15 protein-coding genes, 1 tRNA gene and 1 pseudogene are annotated in these 18,754 nt (G+C 63.9%); 10 read left to right on the top strand and 7 right to left on the bottom strand.

Annotated elements, in window-relative coordinates; all coding sequences use genetic code 11:
* Positions 1-233: 233 nt before the first annotated feature.
* The 3 genes from HU729_RS06635 to HU729_RS06645 are packed head-to-tail and all read left to right on the top strand — an operon-like array spanning position 234 to position 5,362.
* On the top strand, positions 234-2,477 hold the full coding sequence (locus tag HU729_RS06635; RefSeq protein WP_186709224.1) for an ATP-binding protein: 2,244 nt from the start codon (positions 234-236) through the stop codon (positions 2,475-2,477).
* Positions 2,478-2,501: 24 nt separating this feature from the next.
* A complete protein-coding gene (locus HU729_RS06640) occupies positions 2,502-2,963 on the top strand; it encodes a response regulator (protein WP_186669516.1) in 462 nt (153 codons plus the stop codon).
* Positions 2,964-2,974: 11 nt separating this feature from the next.
* Positions 2,975-5,362, top strand: a complete 2,388-nt coding sequence (locus HU729_RS06645; protein WP_186709226.1) for a response regulator — start codon at positions 2,975-2,977, stop codon at positions 5,360-5,362.
* Between the two features lie 98 nt (positions 5,363-5,460).
* On the opposite strand, the gene HU729_RS06650 is transcribed toward HU729_RS06645, so the two are convergent.
* Positions 5,461-5,535 (bottom strand) — tRNA-Gln (locus HU729_RS06650).
* A gap of 291 nt (positions 5,536-5,826) precedes the next feature.
* Between HU729_RS06650 and HU729_RS06655 the strand changes: the two genes are divergently transcribed.
* Both HU729_RS06655 and zapE read left to right on the top strand, forming a co-directional pair.
* The gene (locus tag HU729_RS06655; RefSeq protein WP_186709228.1) at positions 5,827-6,069 is read left to right on the top strand and encodes a hypothetical protein; all 243 of its coding nucleotides are present in this window, start codon (positions 5,827-5,829) and stop codon (positions 6,067-6,069) included.
* A 109-nt stretch (positions 6,070-6,178) separates the two neighbouring features.
* The gene (zapE, locus tag HU729_RS06660; RefSeq protein WP_186709236.1) at positions 6,179-7,255 is read left to right on the top strand and encodes a cell division protein ZapE; all 1,077 of its coding nucleotides are present in this window, start codon (positions 6,179-6,181) and stop codon (positions 7,253-7,255) included.
* 30 nt (positions 7,256-7,285) lie between these two features.
* On the opposite strand, the gene HU729_RS06665 is transcribed toward zapE, so the two are convergent.
* On the bottom strand, positions 7,286-9,175 hold the full coding sequence (locus tag HU729_RS06665; RefSeq protein ID WP_186709238.1) for a propionyl-CoA synthetase: 1,890 nt from the start codon (positions 9,173-9,175) through the stop codon (positions 7,286-7,288).
* A 160-nt stretch (positions 9,176-9,335) separates the two neighbouring features.
* Here HU729_RS06665 and HU729_RS06670 point away from each other — a divergent pair, with 160 nt between their 5' ends.
* Both HU729_RS06670 and HU729_RS06675 read left to right on the top strand, forming a co-directional pair.
* A complete protein-coding gene (locus HU729_RS06670) occupies positions 9,336-10,628 on the top strand; it encodes a leucine-rich repeat-containing protein kinase family protein (protein WP_186709240.1) in 1,293 nt (430 codons plus the stop codon).
* Positions 10,629-10,726: 98 nt separating this feature from the next.
* Positions 10,727-11,593 carry a LysR family transcriptional regulator gene (locus tag HU729_RS06675; RefSeq protein WP_186669522.1) on the top strand — a complete coding sequence of 289 codons (867 nt, stop codon included), beginning with the start codon at positions 10,727-10,729 and terminating at the stop codon, positions 11,591-11,593.
* Here HU729_RS06675 and HU729_RS06680 read toward each other — a convergent pair.
* The 5 genes from HU729_RS06680 to HU729_RS06700 form a co-directional block, all read right to left on the bottom strand.
* Positions 11,567-12,724, bottom strand: coding sequence for an HPP family protein (locus HU729_RS06680; RefSeq protein WP_186709242.1), 1,158 nt, complete (start codon positions 12,722-12,724; stop codon positions 11,567-11,569). The genes HU729_RS06675 and HU729_RS06680 overlap by 27 nt on opposite strands.
* Positions 12,725-12,966: 242 nt before the next feature.
* Positions 12,967-14,286 (bottom strand): ATP-binding protein, encoded by a 1,320-nt coding sequence (locus HU729_RS06685; protein ID WP_186709244.1) that lies wholly within the window; start codon positions 14,284-14,286, stop codon positions 12,967-12,969.
* Positions 14,283-14,954 carry a response regulator transcription factor gene (locus tag HU729_RS06690; RefSeq protein ID WP_186709246.1) on the bottom strand — a complete coding sequence of 224 codons (672 nt, stop codon included), beginning with the start codon at positions 14,952-14,954 and terminating at the stop codon, positions 14,283-14,285. The genes HU729_RS06685 and HU729_RS06690 overlap by 4 nt, the downstream gene beginning before the upstream one ends.
* Entirely contained in the window at positions 14,955-15,269 is a 315-nt protein-coding gene (locus HU729_RS06695; RefSeq protein ID WP_186669530.1) for a PepSY domain-containing protein, read from the bottom strand.
* Complete coding sequence (locus tag HU729_RS06700) at positions 15,269-15,577, bottom strand: PepSY domain-containing protein (protein WP_186709248.1); 309 nt, start codon at positions 15,575-15,577, stop codon at positions 15,269-15,271. Before HU729_RS06700 ends, HU729_RS06695 begins: the two co-directional genes overlap by 1 nt.
* A gap of 167 nt (positions 15,578-15,744) precedes the next feature.
* Between HU729_RS06700 and HU729_RS06705 the strand changes: the two genes are divergently transcribed.
* From HU729_RS06705 to HU729_RS06715, 3 genes and pseudogenes are all read left to right on the top strand, one after another.
* Complete coding sequence (locus tag HU729_RS06705) at positions 15,745-16,824, top strand: patatin-like phospholipase family protein (RefSeq protein ID WP_186709257.1); 1,080 nt, start codon at positions 15,745-15,747, stop codon at positions 16,822-16,824.
* 353 nt (positions 16,825-17,177) lie between these two features.
* Positions 17,178-17,970: pseudogene (locus HU729_RS06710) on the top strand (transposase).
* Between the two features lie 410 nt (positions 17,971-18,380).
* Positions 18,381-18,698, top strand: coding sequence for a hypothetical protein (locus tag HU729_RS06715; protein WP_186709259.1), 318 nt, complete (start codon positions 18,381-18,383; stop codon positions 18,696-18,698).
* Positions 18,699-18,754 lie beyond the last annotated feature (56 nt).

Raw genomic sequence — 18,754 nt, forward strand, 5'->3', positions numbered from 1 at the left:
CCTGCTAGCGCGCGGGAATTTTCCAGGATTGGCAGCCCTCGGCTAAGCCTTGCCCTAGGGCCTGCAACGGGAAACTTATACAAATTTCAGCGTCACATAGAACCTCCCCGAGCAATAGCCCTCAAATGGCCATAACCCCGGCGAACATGCTGACTTTCTGATACCTTGCACAGTACACACTTTGTGCCAGACGCCTATGGCCACCGCTTGCAGCCACGACGGGAGAGCTTTTCTTGACCACCGCCCAGAACGCCTTCGATCAAGCCGTGGAACGCTGCGCCCAGGAGCCCATCCAGATTCCAGGCAGCATCCGGCCCCACGGCTTTCTGCTGGTACTCGACGAACAGGATCTGCGCATCCTGCAGGGCAGCGAGAACGCCGAGCGCTGGCTTGGCATCCCCACCCCGGCACTGATCGGCTGCACCCTGCCCGAGCTGATGGATCAAGGCTTCGATGCCCGTCGCCAGTTTGCGCGCCTGCCCCAGGACGAAATCTTTCCCTTCCACATCGGCGACGTGAAACTGCGTGAAGGTGCGCCCTGCGCCGAGCATCTGCGCCTGCTGGTACACCGCCACGACCAGGTATTGATCGCCGAATTCGAGCCCTGTGGCCCGGCCGACTCCCTGAGTGAACACGACGACTACTATCCCCTGGTGCGCGCCTTCGTCAGCAGCCTGCACCAGGCCACGAGCATCGAGGAACTGCTCCAGCAGTCGGTGCTGCAGATCAAGCGCATCACCGGTTTCGGTCGGGTCAAGGCGTATCGCTTCGATGCCGAGGGCAACGGCCAGGTACTCGCCGAAGCTGCCGACCCCGGCTATCCAAGCTACCTGGGGCTGTGCTTCCCGGCCTCGGACATTCCGCGCCAGGCTCGCGAGCTGTACAGGATCAACCGTATCCGCCTGATCGAGGATGCCAACTACCAGGCCTCACCCTTGATTCCCAGCCACAACCCTCGCACCGGCAAGCCGCTGGACATGAGCTTCGCGGCGCTGCGCAGCGTCTCGCCCGTGCACCTGCAATACATGCGTAACATGGGCACGCTGGCGTCGATGTCGTTGTCGATCATGGTCGATGGCCAGCTCTGGGGCCTGGTGTCCTGCCACCACCAACAGCAGCGTGCCCTGGATTTTCGCACCCGCGCCGCCTGCGAACTGCTGGGCAGCGTGCTGTCGCTGCAGATCGAGTCCCACGAGGCACACAGCGCAACCCGAACCCTGCTCGACTTGCGCCAGCGTATCGTCCACATGCTGTCAGCCATGGCCGACTACGACAGCGTCAGCGAAGGGCTGCTCAGCCTGCCCGACGTGCTGCTGGATTTCGTCGGCGCCAGCGGTGCCGCGATCATCAGCGCCGAACGTTGCGACCTGATCGGCAACGCACCGCCCGAAACATTGGTCAATGAACTGGTGCAATGGCTGTCCAGCCGCGGGGACGATGGCGTGTTCAGCAGCGACAACCTGGGCCGCGACATCCCTGAGCTGCCGGCATTGGCCGAACATGCGGGGGGGCTGTTGGCGGTGGCCATCTCCCAGATCCATTCGCACTATTTGCTGTGGTTCCGTCCCGAGCAGGTGCGCACGGTCAACTGGGCTGGCCAACCGCTCAAGGAGGTCAGCGCCCAGGGCAGCCTCAGCCCACGACACAGTTTCGACAGTTGGCAGGAAGAGGTCCGCGGCTTCTGCGCCGCCTGGAACCCGTTGGTCATCGATGGCGTGGCCGAGCTGCGCTCCGCCGTGCTGGTTATCGTGTTGCGCAAAGCCGAGGAGCTGGCGCAACTGAGCGGTGAACTGCAGCGCTCGAACAAGGAACTCGAGGCCTTCTCCTACAGCGTCTCCCACGATCTGCGCGCCCCACTGCGGCACATTGCCGGCTACTCCGAACTGCTCAGCGAGGTCGAGGGCGAAGGTCTGTCCGAACGCGGCCAGCGTTTCCTCAAGCACATCGGCGAGGCCGCGCATTTCGCCGGCACACTGGTGGACAACCTGCTCAATTTCTCGCAGATGGGCCGCTCGGCCCTGCGTCTTTCGGATGTCGACCTCAATGCGCTGGTCGACAACATCCGCCTGGAATTCGCCCCGGATTACAGCGGCCGCGAGATTGTCTGGGAGATCGCGCGCCTGCCCAAGGTGATCGCCGATCCTGCCTTCATCAACCTGGTGCTGCAGAACCTGATCGCCAATGCGATCAAATACACCCGCGGGCGCGAGCCTGCACGCATCGAGATCGGTGCACACGAGCACGCAGACCGGATCGAGGTCTTCGTGCGCGACAATGGCGTGGGCTTCGACATGACCTACGCCAGCAAGCTGTTCGGCGTCTTCCAGCGCCTGCACCGCATGGAAGACTTCGAAGGCACCGGCATCGGGCTGGCCAGCGTGCGCCGCATCATCGAGCGGCACGATGGCGAAGTCTGGGCCGAGGGGGAAGTCGACAAGGGCGCCACCTTCCATTTCGCCCTGCCTGTCATCCGTTGAATACCTGAGGTAACCGTACACATCATGCTCAAACCGATCCTGCTGGTCGAAGACAACCCCCGGGACCTGGAACTGACGCTCCTGGCCCTGGAACGCAGCCAGTTGGCCAACGAAGTCATTGTCCTGCGCGATGGCGCCGATGCCCTCGACTACCTGCTGCGGCGCAACGCCTACGCCGAACGCGACGACGGCAACCCGGCGGTGCTGCTGCTCGACCTCAAGCTGCCCAAGGTCGACGGCCTGGAAGTGCTCAAGGAAGTACGCTCCACGCCAGAGCTGCGCAGCATCCCCACCGTCATGCTGACCTCGTCGCGCGAGGAACCCGACCTGCTGCGCGCCTATGAGCTGGGCGTCAACGCATACGTGGTCAAGCCGGTGGAGTTCAAGGAGTTCGTTGCCGCCATTTCCGACCTCGGGGTGTTCTGGGCCGTGCTCAACGAACCTCCGCCCGGCTCGCTGCGCCTGAACCGGCGTGGCGGCAACTGAAGGCGTCGACGATGCAAACTACCGCGCTGAAACTGCTGATGGTCGAAGACAGTTCGATGGACGCCGAGCTGAGTCTGTTGCGCCTTGAGCGCAGTGGTTTTCAAGTCCAGTCGCGCCTGGTGTTCGAACATGCCGGAGTCGAACACGCTCTGCTCGAGGGCCGCTACGACCTGATCCTGTGCGACTGCGTCCTGCCCGGCTCCTCCGGCACCGAAGTGCTGGCCATCGCCCAGCGCCTGGCACCAGACGTGCCCTTCATCTTCCTTTCCGGCATCTACGGCGAAGAGCACGCCGTGGAGATGATCCGCCTGGGCGCCACCGACTATGTGTTGAAGAAAAACCTGCCGCTGCTGCCCAAGGCCGTGCGCCGGGCACTGACCGAGGTGCAGGAGCGCCAGCGGCGGCGCCGTGCCGAAGAGGCGCTGGCCGATGTCGAAGCACGTGCACGCATTGCCATCGACGCCGCCGGCATGGGCACCTGGGACTACCGCCCGCAGGAAGACCTGCTGCTCTGGGACGACCGCTGCAAGACCCTGTTCGGCCTGCCGGTCGACACCGAGATGAGCCTGGAGGTGTTCTACGCCGGCATCCATCCCGAGGACCAGCCCCATGTCAGCCAGGCCGTGGAGCTGGCGATGCGGCCGGACAGCGACGGCCACTACCGCGCCGAATTCCGCATTACCGCACCCGGCAACCTGGAACCGCACTGGCTGCTGTCCACCGGACAGACGCAGTTTGTCGATGGCCGCTGCGTGCGCTTTTCCGGCGTGCTGCAGGACATCCACCAGCAACGCCTGGCCACCCAGGCGCTCAAGCAGCTCAATGAAATGCTCGGCGAACGGGTCGAGCGCCGCACCCGCGAGCGCGACCGGGCCTGGGAGCTGTCGCAAGACCTGCTCGCGGTGTTGAACAAAGACCTCACGCCAGTAGCGCTGAACCCGGCCTGGGAAGCGGTACTGGGCATCAGCCGCGAACGCCTGAGCCAGACGTCGCTGCTGCACCTGCTACCCGAAGCCGAGCAGGAAGCCTTTCTCGAAGAGCTGGCCGCCCTCGCCCACGGGCGCACCAGCGCCCGTTTCATCGGCCGTATCCAGCATGCCGGCGGGCAGCAGCGCTGGCTGTCCTGGGCGGTGGTCCCGGAAGATACGCTGTTGTACGTGGTCGCCCGCGATATCACCAGCGAGCGCGAAGCGGCGCTGGGGCTGGCCGAGGCCAACAGCCGCCTGCGTGACCAGATCGTCGAGCGCGAGCGCATCGAGGCAGCCCTGCAACAGATGCAACGCCTGGAAGCGGTGGGCCAACTCACCGCAGGCGTGGCCCACGACTTCAACAACCTGCTGACCGTGATCCTCACCGGCGCCAGCTTCGTCGAGCGAGACCTCGACAAAGGCGACCTGGTCAGGGCGCGCAGCCGCCTGAAGCATGTGCGCGAAGCCGGTGAACGCGGGGCCAAGCTTACCTCGCAGTTATTGGCCTTCTCGCGCCGCCAGCGCCTGGAGCCGGTGCCATTGAACCTCAACCGCACCCTGGGCGGCCTCGAGGAACTGCTGAGTCGCACCCTGGGCGGCAATATCTCGGTGCGCCTGGATCTGGACAGCAGCCTCTGGCAGGCACTGACCGACCCGACCCAGACCGAGATGATCATCCTCAACCTGGCGATCAACGCCCGCGACGCCATGCCGGCCGGCGGCCAGTTGACCCTGTCGACTCGCAACATGCAAATCGATACCCTCGCCCAGCGCCCGGAAGACCCCGAGCCTGGCGAGTACGTGATGCTGTCGATTCGCGACACCGGTTGCGGCATGAGCGAAGAGGTGGTGGCCCGGGTCTTCGAACCCTTCTTCACCACCAAGGATATCGGCAAGGGCTCGGGCCTGGGCCTGGCACAGGTGTTCGGCTTCGCCAAACAATCAGGCGGGGGCGTACGCATCGACACGGCGCCCGGGCTCGGCACCCAGGTCAGCGTCTACCTGCCGGCGGTCAAGCGAACCGACCTCGACGAACCGCAGAATCTCGCACAGTCGCAGGGTACATCGCTCAACGGCCATGACCGAGTGGTGCTGCTGGTGGATGACGATCACCTGGTCCGTGACATGATCGGAGACGTGCTGCGCCTGCATGGCTACCAGGTACGCCAGGCCCACAGTGGCGAACAGGCCCTGGCCTTGCTCGACGAGCGCATCGATCTGCTGCTCTCCGACTTTGCCATGCCCGAGTTCAACGGCGCCCAGTTGGCCCACGCCGCGCGCGAGCGCTACCCTCGCCTGCCCGTGGTGTTTCTCACGGGCTACGCCGAACTGGAAGGGCTGGATTTGCCTGGCAGCCTGGTCATACAGAAGCCCGTGCAAGCCGAGGATCTGACCCGGGCACTGAACGATTTGCTGGGGGACGCGGGATAAGCCAGGATGGCGCGCCGTGCGCGCTTCATCTGACCAGCAGACACAAGAAATCGCCAGGCTGGCTTGCAGGCTGGACGCTTGAGAATGCTTGGAAGTAATGGCAGGGGCGGCTGGATTCGAACCAACGCATGGCAGGATCAAAACCTGCTGCCTTACCGCTTGGCGACGCCCCTGTATCGAATTCACTGACAGCTACGTGTGTTGCTGTGCTGGAATGGGCCGCACTTTACCAACATTCTTTTCGACTGGGAACCCCCGAGTTGAAAAAAATTGCCGGAAAACAGCAAGTTAGTGCCCACGCCCACGAGATGATGCCTTCACACCCGTTGCCAGGGACACTGCTCGCCCCTGAAAGCCTCGGCACCGATAACCATCCGTCGGTTTTTTTCCGCCTCGCTTCAACACATGCGCCTTTGCCCATTCCAAGCAATTAACCACCGCTTGCGCATCACAAGGAGGGCGCCATGCCAGTCTCACACGACCTGTATCAGGACCTGCACTACCCACGCGAAATCGTTCAACAACGGCGTCAGCAGGACAAGACGCTGGACCGCCTGCTGGACGACTACATGGACCTCGACAACCAGGTGCTGGCGGCCGAATCGATTTCGGCGGGCAACTTCATGGATGAAGACCTGCGCCATCTCAAGGAAAAGCGCCTGGCCGTCAAGTTCATGATCGAACGGCAGTTGGAGCGCAAAGCCTGATCGGCACGACCTATCGCGTCATGCGATAACGGCGGCGCACATTCTCGACTGGTCAAACGACGCAGGCTCGCGCAAGCTGCGTCTGCCCTCGTCATTCGGAGCTGTCGCCTTGTCCGCCTGGATTCAAAACTCTCTGCGCCACCTCGGCCAGCGCCTGCGTGCCTCGCCCCCGGCCGACGCCACGCTGCTGACGCACTTCCAGGGCAAGGCCCACGAACGCGGTTATACCCTGAGCGAAGGCCAACACCGGGTGATCGAGGCCATGGCCACGCAACTCGCCGCCCTCGACCAAGGCCAGGCGCGCAGCCTGTACCTCCATGGCTCGGTCGGTCGAGGCAAGAGCTGGCTGCTCGACGGGTTCTTCCAGGCCGTGCCGACCACCGCAAAACGCCGCCTGCACTTCCATGATTTCTTCGCCCGCCTGCACGAAGGCATGCACCGCCACCGCGCCCTGGACGATGCACTGGGGGCCACCCTGGATGCATTGCTAGGCGATTGCCAGGTGTTGTGCTTCGACGAATTCCACGTCCATGACATTGGCGATGCAATGCTGCTCACCCGCTTGTTCGGTGCACTGTTCGAGCGTGGTGTGTTCTTGCTGGTAACGTCCAACTACGCTCCTGAAGGGCTGCTGCCCAACCCGCTGTATCACGAGCGCTTCCTGCCGGTGATCCGCCTGATCAATGACCGCATGCAGGTGCTGGAAGTGGGCGGTGAAACCGATTTTCGCAGCCTGCCGGCCAATCGCGAGCAGCAGCGCTTTACCCAAGGGCACTATGTCTGGCCGGCCGACACCACGCAGCGCCAGATCCTTGCCGTGCCTGCCGCCCAGGCCATCACGCTGGAGGTCAATCGCCGCCCGCTGCGTGCGCTGCACAGCCATGGGCGACAGGTGATGTTCGCCTTCGACGACCTGTGCGAGCAGCCCACTGCGGTCATCGACTATCTGGCCCTGGCCGAACGTTTCGACCAATGGATCATCGATGGCCTGGATGACCTGTCAGCCTGTTCACTGGCCGCGCAGCAGCGCTTCGTCAACCTGATCGATGTGCTGTACGACCAGGACAAGTCGCTGCTGGTGCTGGGCAGGCGCAGCCTGGAGCAAAGCCTGGGCGGGGCGATCAACGACCTGATGCGCACCCGCAGCCGGCTAGGGCAACTGCAGCAGATGGGGCCTGCGGCCTGAGGGCGCGCGCCTGCCGTTGACAGCACAGCCTTAGCCCACCCGCGGCAAGTCCGCCAGCACGCCCTCTATCTCACCCAGGACCGCCGGGTCATCCAGCGTGGACGGTGCCACGTAGTCCACGCCATCGGCAATCTTGCGCAGCACCGCGCGCAGGATCTTGCCCGACCGCGTCTTGGGCAGGCGCTTGACCAGACGCACTCGATTGAAACAGGCCAGCGCCCCGATCTGCTCGCGTACCCTGGCCACCAGTTCGGCCTGCAACTGCTGCTCGGCAATGCCCTGCCCGTCCTTGAGTACCACCAGCGCCAGCGGCACCTGGCCCTTGATCTCGTCGTGCACGCCGATCACCGCGCATTCGGCCACCGCCGGATGCTGCGCCACCAGGTCCTCCATCTCGCCGGTGGACAGCCGATGCCCGGAGACGTTGATCACGTCATCGGTGCGCCCCATGATGTAGACGAAGCCGTCATCGTCCAGGTAGCCGCCGTCACCGGTGTGGTAATAGCCCGGATAGCTGTGCAGGTAGGCCTGCAGGTAGCGTGGGTGGTCGCCCCAGAGTGTCTGGCTGCAACCTGGCGGTAACGGCAAGGCGATCACGATGGCGCCCTGCTGGTTCGGCCCCAGGGGTCGCCCCTCATCGTCCAGCACCTGCACGTGATAGCCCGGCACTGCGCGATTGCTCGATCCCGGGCGTGCAGCGCTGCCCTCGAGCCCCACGCACGGCGCGGTCACCGGCCAACCGGTCTCGGTCTGCCACCAGTGATCGTGCACAGGTTTGCCACTGACCCGCTCCAGCCACTGGTGGGTGCTGGAGTCGAGTTTCTCGCCGGCAAGGAACAACTGTCGCAGCGAGCCCAGGTCATGACGGCGGATCAGCTCGCCCTCCGGATCTTCCTTGCGGATCGCACGCATGGCGGTCGGTGCGCAGAACAGTGCATTGACCTTGTACTGTTCGACCACCCGCCAGTACGCCGAGGCATCCGGGGTGCGAATCGGCTTGCCTTCGTAGAACACCGTGGTGCAGCCGCTCATCAGCGGCCCGTAGACGATCAGCGAATGGCCGACCACCCAGCCCACGTCGGAAATCCCCCACCACACATCGCCCGCCTGCATGCCATAGACGTGACGCATGGCGTAGCACAGCGCGACCGCATTGCCGCCATTCTCACGCACGATACCCTTGGGTTTTCCGGTGGTGCCGGAGGTGTACATGATGTACAGCGGGTCGCCTGCGTCCAGCTCGACCGGTGCCACCGGCTCGGCGTCGGCCACCGCCTTCTGCCAATCCAGGTCGCGCCCAGGCTGCAACTGCGCGCGGGCCTGGGGACGTTGCAGCACCAGCACATGCCGGGGTTGGTGCCGGGCCAACTGCAGGGCGCGATCGACCAGCGGTTTGTATTCGATCACCCGGTCGAACTCCAGGCCACAGGACGCGGTGAGCAGCAGGGTCGGACGCGCATCGTCGATACGCAGGGCCAATTCGTTGGCGGCAAAACCGCCGAACACCACCGAGTGCACCGCGCCGATCCGCGCGCAGGCCAGCATGGCCATGGCCGCCTGCGGCACCATGGGCATGTAGATGATCACCCCATCCCCCTTGCCCACGCCGAGCGCGCGCAGCAGACCGGCCAGGCGCGCGACCTCGTCGCGCAACTGAAGGAAGGTGAAGGTCTGCGCGGCGCCGGTCACGGGCGAATCATAGATCAGCGCCAACTGCTCGCCGCGGCCTTGCTCGATCTGATGGTCCAGGGCCAGGTAGCTGCTGTTCAGGCGCCCGTCAGCGAACCAGCGGTGGGTGCCGTCCTGGTTTTCCTGCAGGGTGAGAGTGGGTTTGCGGTGCCAGGCGAGCTGCTCGGCCTGGGCTTGCCAGAAGCTGGCGGGGTCGGTGATGGAATGCGCATAGCTGTGCTGATAGGTCATTGGTTCGCAACCCGGTACTTGTTGTTATTGAAGGGCGAGCATTGAGTATGGACCGGCATTGCAGCCCTGCCATCGGACTTAAGTCGCAACCCTTGTGCAGATTTGCAATGGCCTGGCGCACCTCTAGAATGGCGGTCTTTCCAAGCCATAAGCGCGCACCATGCACAGCCTCGAAGACCTCAAAGCCGGCCGACTCCAAGGCATCACCCGCCTTGACCTGTGCGAAGGCCTGACCGACTTCCCCCCAGAGATCTTCACCCTCGCCGACACACTCGAGGTGCTCAACCTGACCGGCAACGCCCTGAGCGCCTTGCCCGATGACCTGCACCGACTGACCCGGCTGAAAGTGCTGTTCTGCTCGGAAAACCGCTTCACCCACCTGCCCCACGGCATCGGCCGCTGCGCGCGCCTGGAAACCGTGGGATTCAAAAGCAACCGCATCAGCCAGGTCGATGCGCAGGCGCTACCCGCCAGCCTGCGCTCGCTGGTACTGACCGACAACCTGCTCGAAACCCTGCCGCAGCAGATTGGCGACTGCCCCCATCTGCAGAAGCTGATGCTCGCCGGCAACCGCCTGACCGATCTGCCCGAGAGCCTCGCTCGCTGCGAACGCCTGGAACTGCTGCGCGTCGCCAGCAACCGCCTGACGGCCCTGCCCGACTGGCTGCTGCGCATGCCGCGGTTGGCGTGGCTGGCCTATGCCGACAACCCGCTGCCCCAGGCGCTGCGCACGCCCATGGCAGAATCCAGCGGCCAGCGTATCGACTGGGCGGACCTCACACTGGGTGAAGAACTCGGGCGTGGCGCCTCGGGCGTGATTCACCTGGCGCATTGGCCCGCCCAGCAGGCGTCGGTTGCGGTCAAGCTGTACAAAGGCGAGATCACCAGCGATGGCTCGCCCCTGGCAGAGGTGAGCGCCTGCCTGGCAGCCGGGGACCACCCGCAACTGGTGCGGCTGCTCGGGCGCATCGACAACCACCCTCAGCAACGCCCTGCACTGGTGATGCAGCGGATAGACCCAAGCTGGTTCAACCTTGCCGGCCCACCGAGCCTGGACAGTTGCACCCGTGACCGCTACCCGGCAGAGCGCCATTTCAGCCTGAACGCCGTGCAGCATCTGCTGGCCGGTATCGCTTCGGTGGCCGCGCACCTGCATGCACGGGGCCTGAACCACGGCGACCTGTATGCCCACAACATCCTCTGCGCAGCGGACGGTGACTGCCTGCTCGGGGACTTCGGCGCGGCGTCGTTCCACTCGCTGGCTGCAGGCGCGGCTGGCGAGGCCATCGAGCGCCTGGAGGTTCGCGCCTTCGGCATTCTCATCGACGAACTGCTGGACCGCTGCGAAGAAGACGAGGCCCGACTGCGCGCCCTGGCCGAGCACTGCCAGCAAGCGGATGTACAGCGACGCCCGGCGTTCGCACAGGTGCTCGAGGCGCTGCACAGGCATTGAGGGTACGCTGGGGCGCCCAGCCCCCCTGGACCATTTACCCGCCCCAATCCAGTGCAAAGCCCCTAGAATGGCTCACTGACCCCACAGCCGAGCACTCAATGGACATCGATCAGGCCCGTACTTTCCTGGAAATCGTGCGCTGCGGCAGCCTGGTGGCCGCCGCCGAGCGCCTGTTCGTCTCACAGACCGCCATTTCGGCGCGGGTGCAGCGCCTGGAACAACAACTCGGCTGTCAGCTGTTCGTGCGCAGCCGCAACGGCGCCAGCTTGACCGGCGACGGCGAGGCCTTCGTCACCTACGCCAACCAACTGGTACAGACCTGGGAAGCGGCACGCCGTGACCTGCCGCTGCCACAAGGCTGCCAGAAGGTGCTGCACCTGGGGGGCGAGGTGAGCCTGGGCAATCCGCTGATGCTCGATTGGGTCAGCGCGCTGCATCGGGCCCTGCCCGACCAGGCGATCCGCAGCGAAGTGAGCGAGGGCGAGGCGTTGTTGCGCAAGGTAGAGATGGGCTTGCTGGATGCGGCGCTGGTCTATCAACCGACCTACGGCCCAGGGTTGCAGATCGAACAGTTGATGGAAGAAAAGCTGATTCGCATCCGTCGCGTCGATCTGCCCGAGCCGTACATCTATATCGACTGGGGCGAAGCCTTCCGACGCCAGCACGACGCGGCCCTGCCCCACTGCGCGCGGCCGGCGCTGAGCTTCAACCTAGGCCCCCTGGCGCTGCAGTTCATCCTCGACCAGGGCGGCAGCGGCTATTTCCGTACCCGTGTGGTGCAGGCCTATCTGGATAGTGGCGTGCTGGAGCGCGTGCCACAGGCGCCGGAGTTCACCTACCCGACATTCCTGGTCTATGCCCGCGAGCGTGACAGCGAAGCGCTGCAGCAGGCGCTCGCGGTGCTGCGCCGTCAGGTGGCCGACGGCGCCAGCGACTGGTCACAACGCTGGGACCCGCTGGTCTGAGCGCTGCGTTGCCGCGTTGAGCAGATGACGTTTCAGGCCGGCGATAAGGTCGGTCTGGGTGATCACTCCTACCAGTTGCTCACCGTCCAGCACCGGCAAGCAATGCAACCCGTACTCGCTGAGCAGCGGCAGCAGTCGCTCCAATGGATGTTCGCTACCTACGCTGACCACTTGGCGGCTCATGACCTGTGCCATGCGTGTCGACGGGCGATGGAACAGGGCTCGCCAACTGAAGCGCCCCTGTGCCATCGCCGGGCCGACCAGGTCGCTGAGGCTGACGATACCGACCAGACGCCCGTGCTCCAGCACCGGAAGCGTCTTCAGGTGATGGCTGGCGAGCATCTTCCAGGCCTGTTCCAGGGTCGTGTCCGGCGAGGCGAACTGTACGTCGCGGGACATCAGCGCAGCCGCCGTGATCCCGCCCAGGCTGCGCTGCAGGGCGTGCTGCTCGGTGGCCAGGATGATACGTTCGAGCTCATCGCGGGTGACGTCGACGAACTCGCCCAGCTCCTCCAGTGCCAGATCCAGGTCTTCTCCACTGATGCCGACGCGTGCACTGGGCAGTGGATCATGGGTGTGATGCGGGTCTTTGCGCGGTACTGCGCCCTTGGGGTAACGCACGCCGGTCAGGCGATTGTAGAGCACCGCCACCGCCACCAGGATCAACGCGTTGAGCAGCACCGGCTCGAGCAAATGGTCGCCCATTGCTACCAGCCCAGGGTCAGCCAGCACCACGCTGGCCGCCACGCCGCCGCCCGGAGGATGCAGGCAACGCAACCAGCACATCAACAGCAGCGAGCCCGCCAGGGCCGCTGCGGCTACCCAGAGCTCGCTGCCCAGGCCCTGGCGCATCGCCAGCCCGAGGATCCCGGCCAGGGCATAGCTGCCGAGTACCGGCCAGGGCTGCGCCAGTGGGCCGGAATGCACGGCGAACACCAGTACCGCCGAGGCGGCCAGCGGGCCAAGCAGGTGCAAGGCGATGGAGGGGCCGTAGGCCATGCTGCACAGCCATCCGGCGAGGAACAGGCCCAGCAGCGCGCCGACAGCGGCACGCAGCCATTCCCGTGGAGAAGTATTCAAAGGCGCCGGCAACAGGCGCTGCAGACGGTTTTCAGGACGCGAGGCAGGCATCGAATCAGGTGCAATCGTACTGGGTGATTTAAAAAAGAAAGCCCAGCCGAGAGGGTCTGGGCCCTGCATTACCAAGGCAATGACAATTGGCTCCGTCCGTGGAGAGATGGAAACCGGAGGGTTCCGTGGTGGGGATTGTGCCGAGCGCACCGTTTTGGTGCCAATTCAAAAAAATGCGTCTGGACTGCAATTTTTTTGCAGGATCTGCTCCTTGATCGATCACTCAAGGGCCGCGAAACCTGTCAGCGCCCCTTGCGTGGTAACTCGATGCTGACGCGCAGCCCGCCCAGCGGGCTCTCGAGCAAGGTGATCCGCCCCTCCCAGGCCTCGACGATATCCCGCACGATCCCCAACCCCAGGCCATGCCCGTCCACCTGCTCGTCGAGCCGCAACCCGCGCTCCAGTACCTGCTCCCGTGCCTCACCGGGAATCCCTGGCCCGTCGTCGTCGACCCATAGCCGGTAACCCTCGGCAGTTGCCTCGATACCCAGGCGCACTTCGCTGTCAGCCCATTTGCAGGCGTTGTCCAGCAGGTTGCCCAGCAGCTCCAGCAAGTCCTCGCGATCCCAGGGCAGCAGCAACCCCGGTGGTACATCACGCGCCAGCAGCAGCCCCTCGCCATGGATCATGCCAAGTGTGCAGAGCAGCCCGGGGAGCTCCGCGTCGCAGTCGAACTGCGCGCCCGGCAAGGCATCACCCGCCAGCCGCGCACGGTTCAATTCGCGGGCCAGGCGCTGCTGGATCTGCTCCAGTTGCTCGCGCAGTTGCGCCTGCACCTCGGGCAGATCGCGCAGGCGTTCGCTCGACGCCAGGCTCAGCAGCACCGCCAGTGGGGTCTTCAGGGCGTGGCCGAGGTTACCCAGCGCATTGCGTGAACGGCGCAGGCTGTCTTCAGTGTGCACCAGCAGGTGGTTGACCTGATCCACCAGCGGTTGCAGTTCGCTGGGCACTTGGGCATCGAGCTGGGAGCGCTGCCCCTGTTGCAACTGGGCGATCTGCTGGCGAGCGCGCTCCAGCGGCCGCAGAGAGCGGGTCACGGTGATGCGCTGCAGGATCAGGATCAACAGCAGCGCCAGCACACCCATGCCCAGACCGATCTGCTGCAAGCGCCTGAAACCCTCGCGCACGGGCGAGTAATCCTGAGCGACGCTGATCGAGATATCCTGGCCAAGGCGCCGGTAATCACCCCGATAGGCCAACAGTTGCTGGCCTTCCGGGCCCAGCTCATGGCCATCTTCAAGCCCCGGGCGCGCGAGCTTGGGCATGTCCAGGTCCCACAGCGAGCGGGAGCGCCAGGTGCCCTGGTCGAAATCGATGCGAAAGTAATACCCTGAAAACGGCCGTTGATAGGCCGCCGAGATACGCCGCTCGTCCAGTTGCAGACCGCTGGGGCCCCGGACCAGCGCCACCAGCAGGTTCTCGCTCTCCTTGCGCAACCCGGCTTCGAGATAGCGCTGCAACCCGGCCTCGAACAACCACAGGGTCACCTGCGCCACCGCCACGCCGACCACCACCAGCACGGCCACCAGGCCGAGGCTCAGGCGTGCCTGGATCGACTTCACCCGTTGCTGCTCCCGGCGTAGACATAGCCCTGGCCGCGACGGGTCTCGATCACGCTGCGCCCCAGCTTGCGCCGCAGGTGATTGACGTGCACCTCGAGCACGTTGGAGTCACGCTCGGTTTCCCCGTCGTAAAGATGCTCGGCCAGGTGGCTCTTGGACAGGACCTGCTGCGGGTGCAGCATGAAATAGCGCAGCAGGCGAAACTCGGCGGCGGTCAGCTGCACATCCACCCCCTCGCGCACGACGCACTGGCGCCCTTCGTCCAGGTGCAGGCCCGCCGCCTCCAGGCGCGGCTGATTGGCCAGGCCACGGGCACGGCGCAGCAGGGCCTGGATGCGCAGTTGCAGTTCTTCGGGGTGGAAGGGTTTGGTGAGATAGTCGTCGGCTCCGGCCTTCAGTCCTTCGATGCGTTCGGCCCAGGAACCGCGAGCGGTGAGGATGAGCACGGGGATGGCCAACGCAGCGGCACGCCACTGCGTCAGTACCTCCAACCCCGGCAGACCGGGCAGACCGAGGTCGAGGATGATCAGGTCATAGGGCTCACTCTGCCCCTGGTAGACCGCATCACGACCGTCGGTCAGCCAGTCCACGGCATAGCCCTGGCGTTGCAGGCTGGCGATCAATTCGTCGGCCAGAGGCACATTGTCCTCGACAAGCAACAGGCGCATTCAGTCGTCTTCCTCGTCCTTGATCAAAACGCCGCTACGGGCGTCGTACTTGATTTCACGCACCACACCGGCCGGGGTCAGCAGCTCGACCTCGTACTCGTAACGGCCGTGCTTCTCTTCCAGCTCGGCCTCCAGCAGGCGCGCCCCGGGGTAACGCCCCAGAGCTGCCTCGAGCAGTTGCTCAAGCGGGAGGATGATGCCCTGCTGACGCAGTTCCAGGGCTTCGTCCTGGTCCAAATCGCGGGCGGTCGCCGGCGAGCAGGCGACCCATAATGCCAGTGCCAGGCAGGGCACCGCTCGCGGCAGCGTGTTCATCAGTTGTCTCGTTCGTCCTTCAGCACTTCACCGGTCTTGGCATCCAGGGCCACGTCCCATTCGACGTTCTGCGCATCGCGCAGTTCGACCTTGTAGATGTAGCGGCCGTATTCGTCTTCAAGCTCCGAGTCGGTGACGGTCGAGCCGGGATGCTTGGCCACGGCGGCGGCCTTGAGTTCATCCAGCGACTTGATGGTCTTGGCATTCACCAGTTTGACCACTTCGTCGGGCTGCACGTCCTTGGCGAAGGCGGCAGTGGCACCGAAGGTCAGGGCGGCAGCGGTGAACAGGGCAGTCAACGTTTTCATAGTGTCTCTCCATCGAGGTGCGTATGTTGTCTACGGGGTTAAGATTAACCACCGGTCCTTAACTCAACCTGAAAACAGCTGGCGACATGATAGCGCCGTTCGCAGCCTCCGAGCGCCTGTCGAACCCCATTTGCCTATAATGCGCACCTGCCCTTCAAGAGACAGCCATGAGCGCCATCCACATCAAGTACCCCGCCCTGACCTTCAAGGCCGGCCGACGCGCCCTGGCACAGATCCGCGAGCGCGGCCTGCGGGCTGTCGATGTCGGGGTGCTGCCGGGCGCGGCCGGCGGCCCCAAGTCGCTGGGTATACAGGGCCTGGACCTGGCATTGTTCGGCCAGTTGCTGCCGTCGGCACCGCGGCAGCGCTCGCTGATCGGCGCCTCGATCGGCTCCTGGCGCTTTGCCAGCGCCTGCCTGGACGATCCCGTGGCCGGTCTGCGGCGCCTGGGCGAACTGTACACCGAGCAGGATTTCGCCAAGGGCGTGACCCCTGCGCAGATCAGCCAGAGCTGCCAGCGCATGCTCGACGATCTGCTGCAGGGCCGTGACGACCAGATCCTGGCCAATGCGCACTATCGCCTGAATATCCTGGTGGTGAAGAGCCATGGCCAGCTTGCCCATGATCACCCCGCGCGGCTGGGCATGGGCCTGTCCTCGGTGATTGCCAGCAATCTGCTCGGGCGCTCGCGGCTGGGCCGCCACTTCGAACGCATCATCCTGCATGACAGCCGTAGCGCACCACCGCTGGACGCACTGACCGACTTTCCCTCGCGCTGCCTGCCCCTGGACCTGGGCAACCTGCGCCAGGCGCTGCTCGCGTCGGGCTCGATCCCGATGGTGATGGAGGGCGTGCGCGATATTCCCGGCGCTGGCAACGGCACCTACCGTGACGGCGGCCTGCTGGACTACCACCTCGACCTGCCCTATCGAGGCGACGACCTGGTGCTCTATCCGCACTTCACAGACAAGGTCGTGCCCGGCTGGTTCGACAAAGCCCTGCCCTGGCGTCGCGGCGATGCCACACGCCTGCACAATGTGCTGCTGATGACCCCATCGCCGCATTACCTGGCCGCCCTGCCCTATGGCAAGCTGCCGGACCGCAACGACTTCAAGCGTTTCATGGGGGATGCGCCGACACGCAAGCGCTATTGGTACAAGGCCATCGCCGAAAGCCAGCGCCTGGGCGACGAGCTGCTGGAACTGGTCGCCACCGGGCGGCTGCATGAACGCTTGCAAGCCTTGTAGCAAGCATGCTGGTAGACCGCGCGCATTCTTGATTCACACAGAGTTCTGCCAGCGTGGAAATTTTCAAAGATTCCACGATGGGCTCCCGCCAAAAACCGACAAGTCACGACAGCAGTTAGGCGCCCGCATGGCGCAACTGAGCACAAAACGTGTTATGACCTGGCTGTGCGTGCTGGCATGAACACCTGGCTGCCTCGCCGGCGCCGTTCTGCTGATCCAGCTGGGTATCGCCGTCGGCATCTGGGCCACCACCTGCCACTTCCGGCCGCTGGTCGATGCTCAGCAGGACCAGGTCACCCAGCGCACTACACCTCGCCGGGGTTGTGCGCCCCTCGCCCAGAGATGGTTCCGGCATGCCTCGTCCGATCGCGCCCTTCGCACTGCAACCCGCCGACGTTGTTACGCTTCAAGCTTGGCTGCGAATGAATACGCTGGCGCAGAGCCTTGCGCAGCGGGCTGCAGATATTGCTTTTGCTCAATGATGGGGGGACGTCCATTGCCATCTGGGGGCAGTTGCAGATCACGACACCGACCGTGTTCAGTGGCCAAAGCGCTATCTGGAGACGGGCACGGAGAGCCAGAGCGACCTGCCGCGCAGCGGCCAGCCTTTGAAGCTGGGCGCTGAGAAGGTGATTGATGTGGACGGGCTCTACCTGAGCCCTCCGGACAACGCCATGGTGCTGTGTGTTGACGAAAAAACTTAGTTCCAAGCACTGGATTCTACCCAGCCAATGCTGCAACTTCGGGCTGGGCAGGCCGAGCGACGACCCCATGATTACAAGCGCCATGGCACGGCGAGCCTGCCGAGTTGGATCTCCATGTGATCCAGGACAACGGTTCAACCCACAAAACCGCAGCGAACAGGGCCTGGCTGGAAAAACATCCACGTTTCAAGCTGCACTTCACGCCGACCAGTGCGTCCTGGCAGAACGCGGTGGAAGGCTGGTTTTCACGGCTGGAGAGACGCGCGCTGTATCGAGGTGTCTTCACCAGTGCACTGATCTGAAAGTCGCGATCCGCCAGTTCATCACTGCTCATAACGAACATTCAGCCAAGTCGTTCAAATGGACAAAAACCGCAGCGACCACCATCAGCTCGGTACATATGCCAAAGCTGAGCGTGATCAAAAATAAGCTAATGAATTAAGCGCTCAGGACGCTAGCGCGAGAGATGCGGAAACAATCTTTGCGCACATACCCTCCTCCAGAAATCGGCGAGGCTAGGGTCTGTATGAAAAGCCTTGAGACGAAGGTCAGGCAAGGCGAAAACTGCCGAGGAACGGTCGTATTCGCGCTCGACTTTACGGGTTGAAAAGAGCATTCCGACCGGGCTGGCACACCAGGCTGTTTTCAACGCAGCATCACCGAGTATCACGGTTTTCTTACTGCGCCTAGCAACTGCTTGCCCCCCATAAACCCTGGAGCGACATCCAAAAACCTCCACATTTAAGATGCGTCTTATAGCGCCCGGCCCGCCCTCAGCCTATGACTTAACGGGCACACGTTCTCCACCCTCCACTAGCGACGATCGATTCCCTTCCTTGAAAAGGCACCTTTATGAGTGGCACGCACACTAAATCACAACATGCGTTTATCGTTAAAACACTTCACGATGCTGAGCAAGAATTAATCAAGCGCGTCATGACATCAATCCATGACGCTGAGTCAGCCGCTAATGCCAAATTCAAAGCCGAGAATATACGATTCGATCATCACTCGCCCGCCAATGCCGAATACTTGATGCTCGTTATTTTCGCATTCCTCTTTGATCGTCTTCATGGCGGCGATCGCGCCGCTGGAAAACTCATATTAAAAATGGAGGCCAATCGCCTGGGAGTAAGCACCGATCTCTCCCAGGACACGATCCAGGAGTAAAACCCCATGACCGCGACAACGTGAGGTAGCCAGGGCCGCTGCGCTGCACTCTGCGG

Source organism: Pseudomonas sp. RW10S2, from assembly GCF_014268985.1.
Lineage (GTDB): Bacteria > Pseudomonadota > Gammaproteobacteria > Pseudomonadales > Pseudomonadaceae > Aquipseudomonas > Aquipseudomonas wayambapalatensis.

Excerpts from the sequence above, each read along its gene's own strand:
- HU729_RS06700 (WP_186709248.1), bottom strand. The coding sequence starts at position 15,577 with ATGAAAACGTTGACTGCCCTGTTCACCGCTGCCGCCCTGACCTTCGGT.
- HU729_RS06705 (WP_186709257.1), top strand. The coding sequence starts at position 15,745 with ATGAGCGCCATCCACATCAAGTACCCCGCCCTGACCTTCAAGGCCGGC.
- HU729_RS06675 (WP_186669522.1), top strand. The coding sequence starts at position 10,727 with ATGGACATCGATCAGGCCCGTACTTTCCTGGAAATCGTGCGCTGCGGC.
- HU729_RS06640 (WP_186669516.1), top strand. The coding sequence starts at position 2,502 with ATGCTCAAACCGATCCTGCTGGTCGAAGACAACCCCCGGGACCTGGAA.
- HU729_RS06655 (WP_186709228.1), top strand. The coding sequence starts at position 5,827 with ATGCCAGTCTCACACGACCTGTATCAGGACCTGCACTACCCACGCGAA.
- HU729_RS06645 (WP_186709226.1), top strand. The coding sequence starts at position 2,975 with ATGCAAACTACCGCGCTGAAACTGCTGATGGTCGAAGACAGTTCGATG.
- HU729_RS06665 (WP_186709238.1), bottom strand. The coding sequence starts at position 9,175 with ATGACCTATCAGCACAGCTATGCGCATTCCATCACCGACCCCGCCAGC.
- HU729_RS06670 (WP_186709240.1), top strand. The coding sequence starts at position 9,336 with ATGCACAGCCTCGAAGACCTCAAAGCCGGCCGACTCCAAGGCATCACC.
- HU729_RS06680 (WP_186709242.1), bottom strand. The coding sequence starts at position 12,724 with ATGCCTGCCTCGCGTCCTGAAAACCGTCTGCAGCGCCTGTTGCCGGCG.
- HU729_RS06715 (WP_186709259.1), top strand. The coding sequence starts at position 18,381 with ATGAGTGGCACGCACACTAAATCACAACATGCGTTTATCGTTAAAACA.
- HU729_RS06695 (WP_186669530.1), bottom strand. The coding sequence starts at position 15,269 with ATGAACACGCTGCCGCGAGCGGTGCCCTGCCTGGCACTGGCATTATGG.
- HU729_RS06690 (WP_186709246.1), bottom strand. The coding sequence starts at position 14,954 with ATGCGCCTGTTGCTTGTCGAGGACAATGTGCCTCTGGCCGACGAATTG.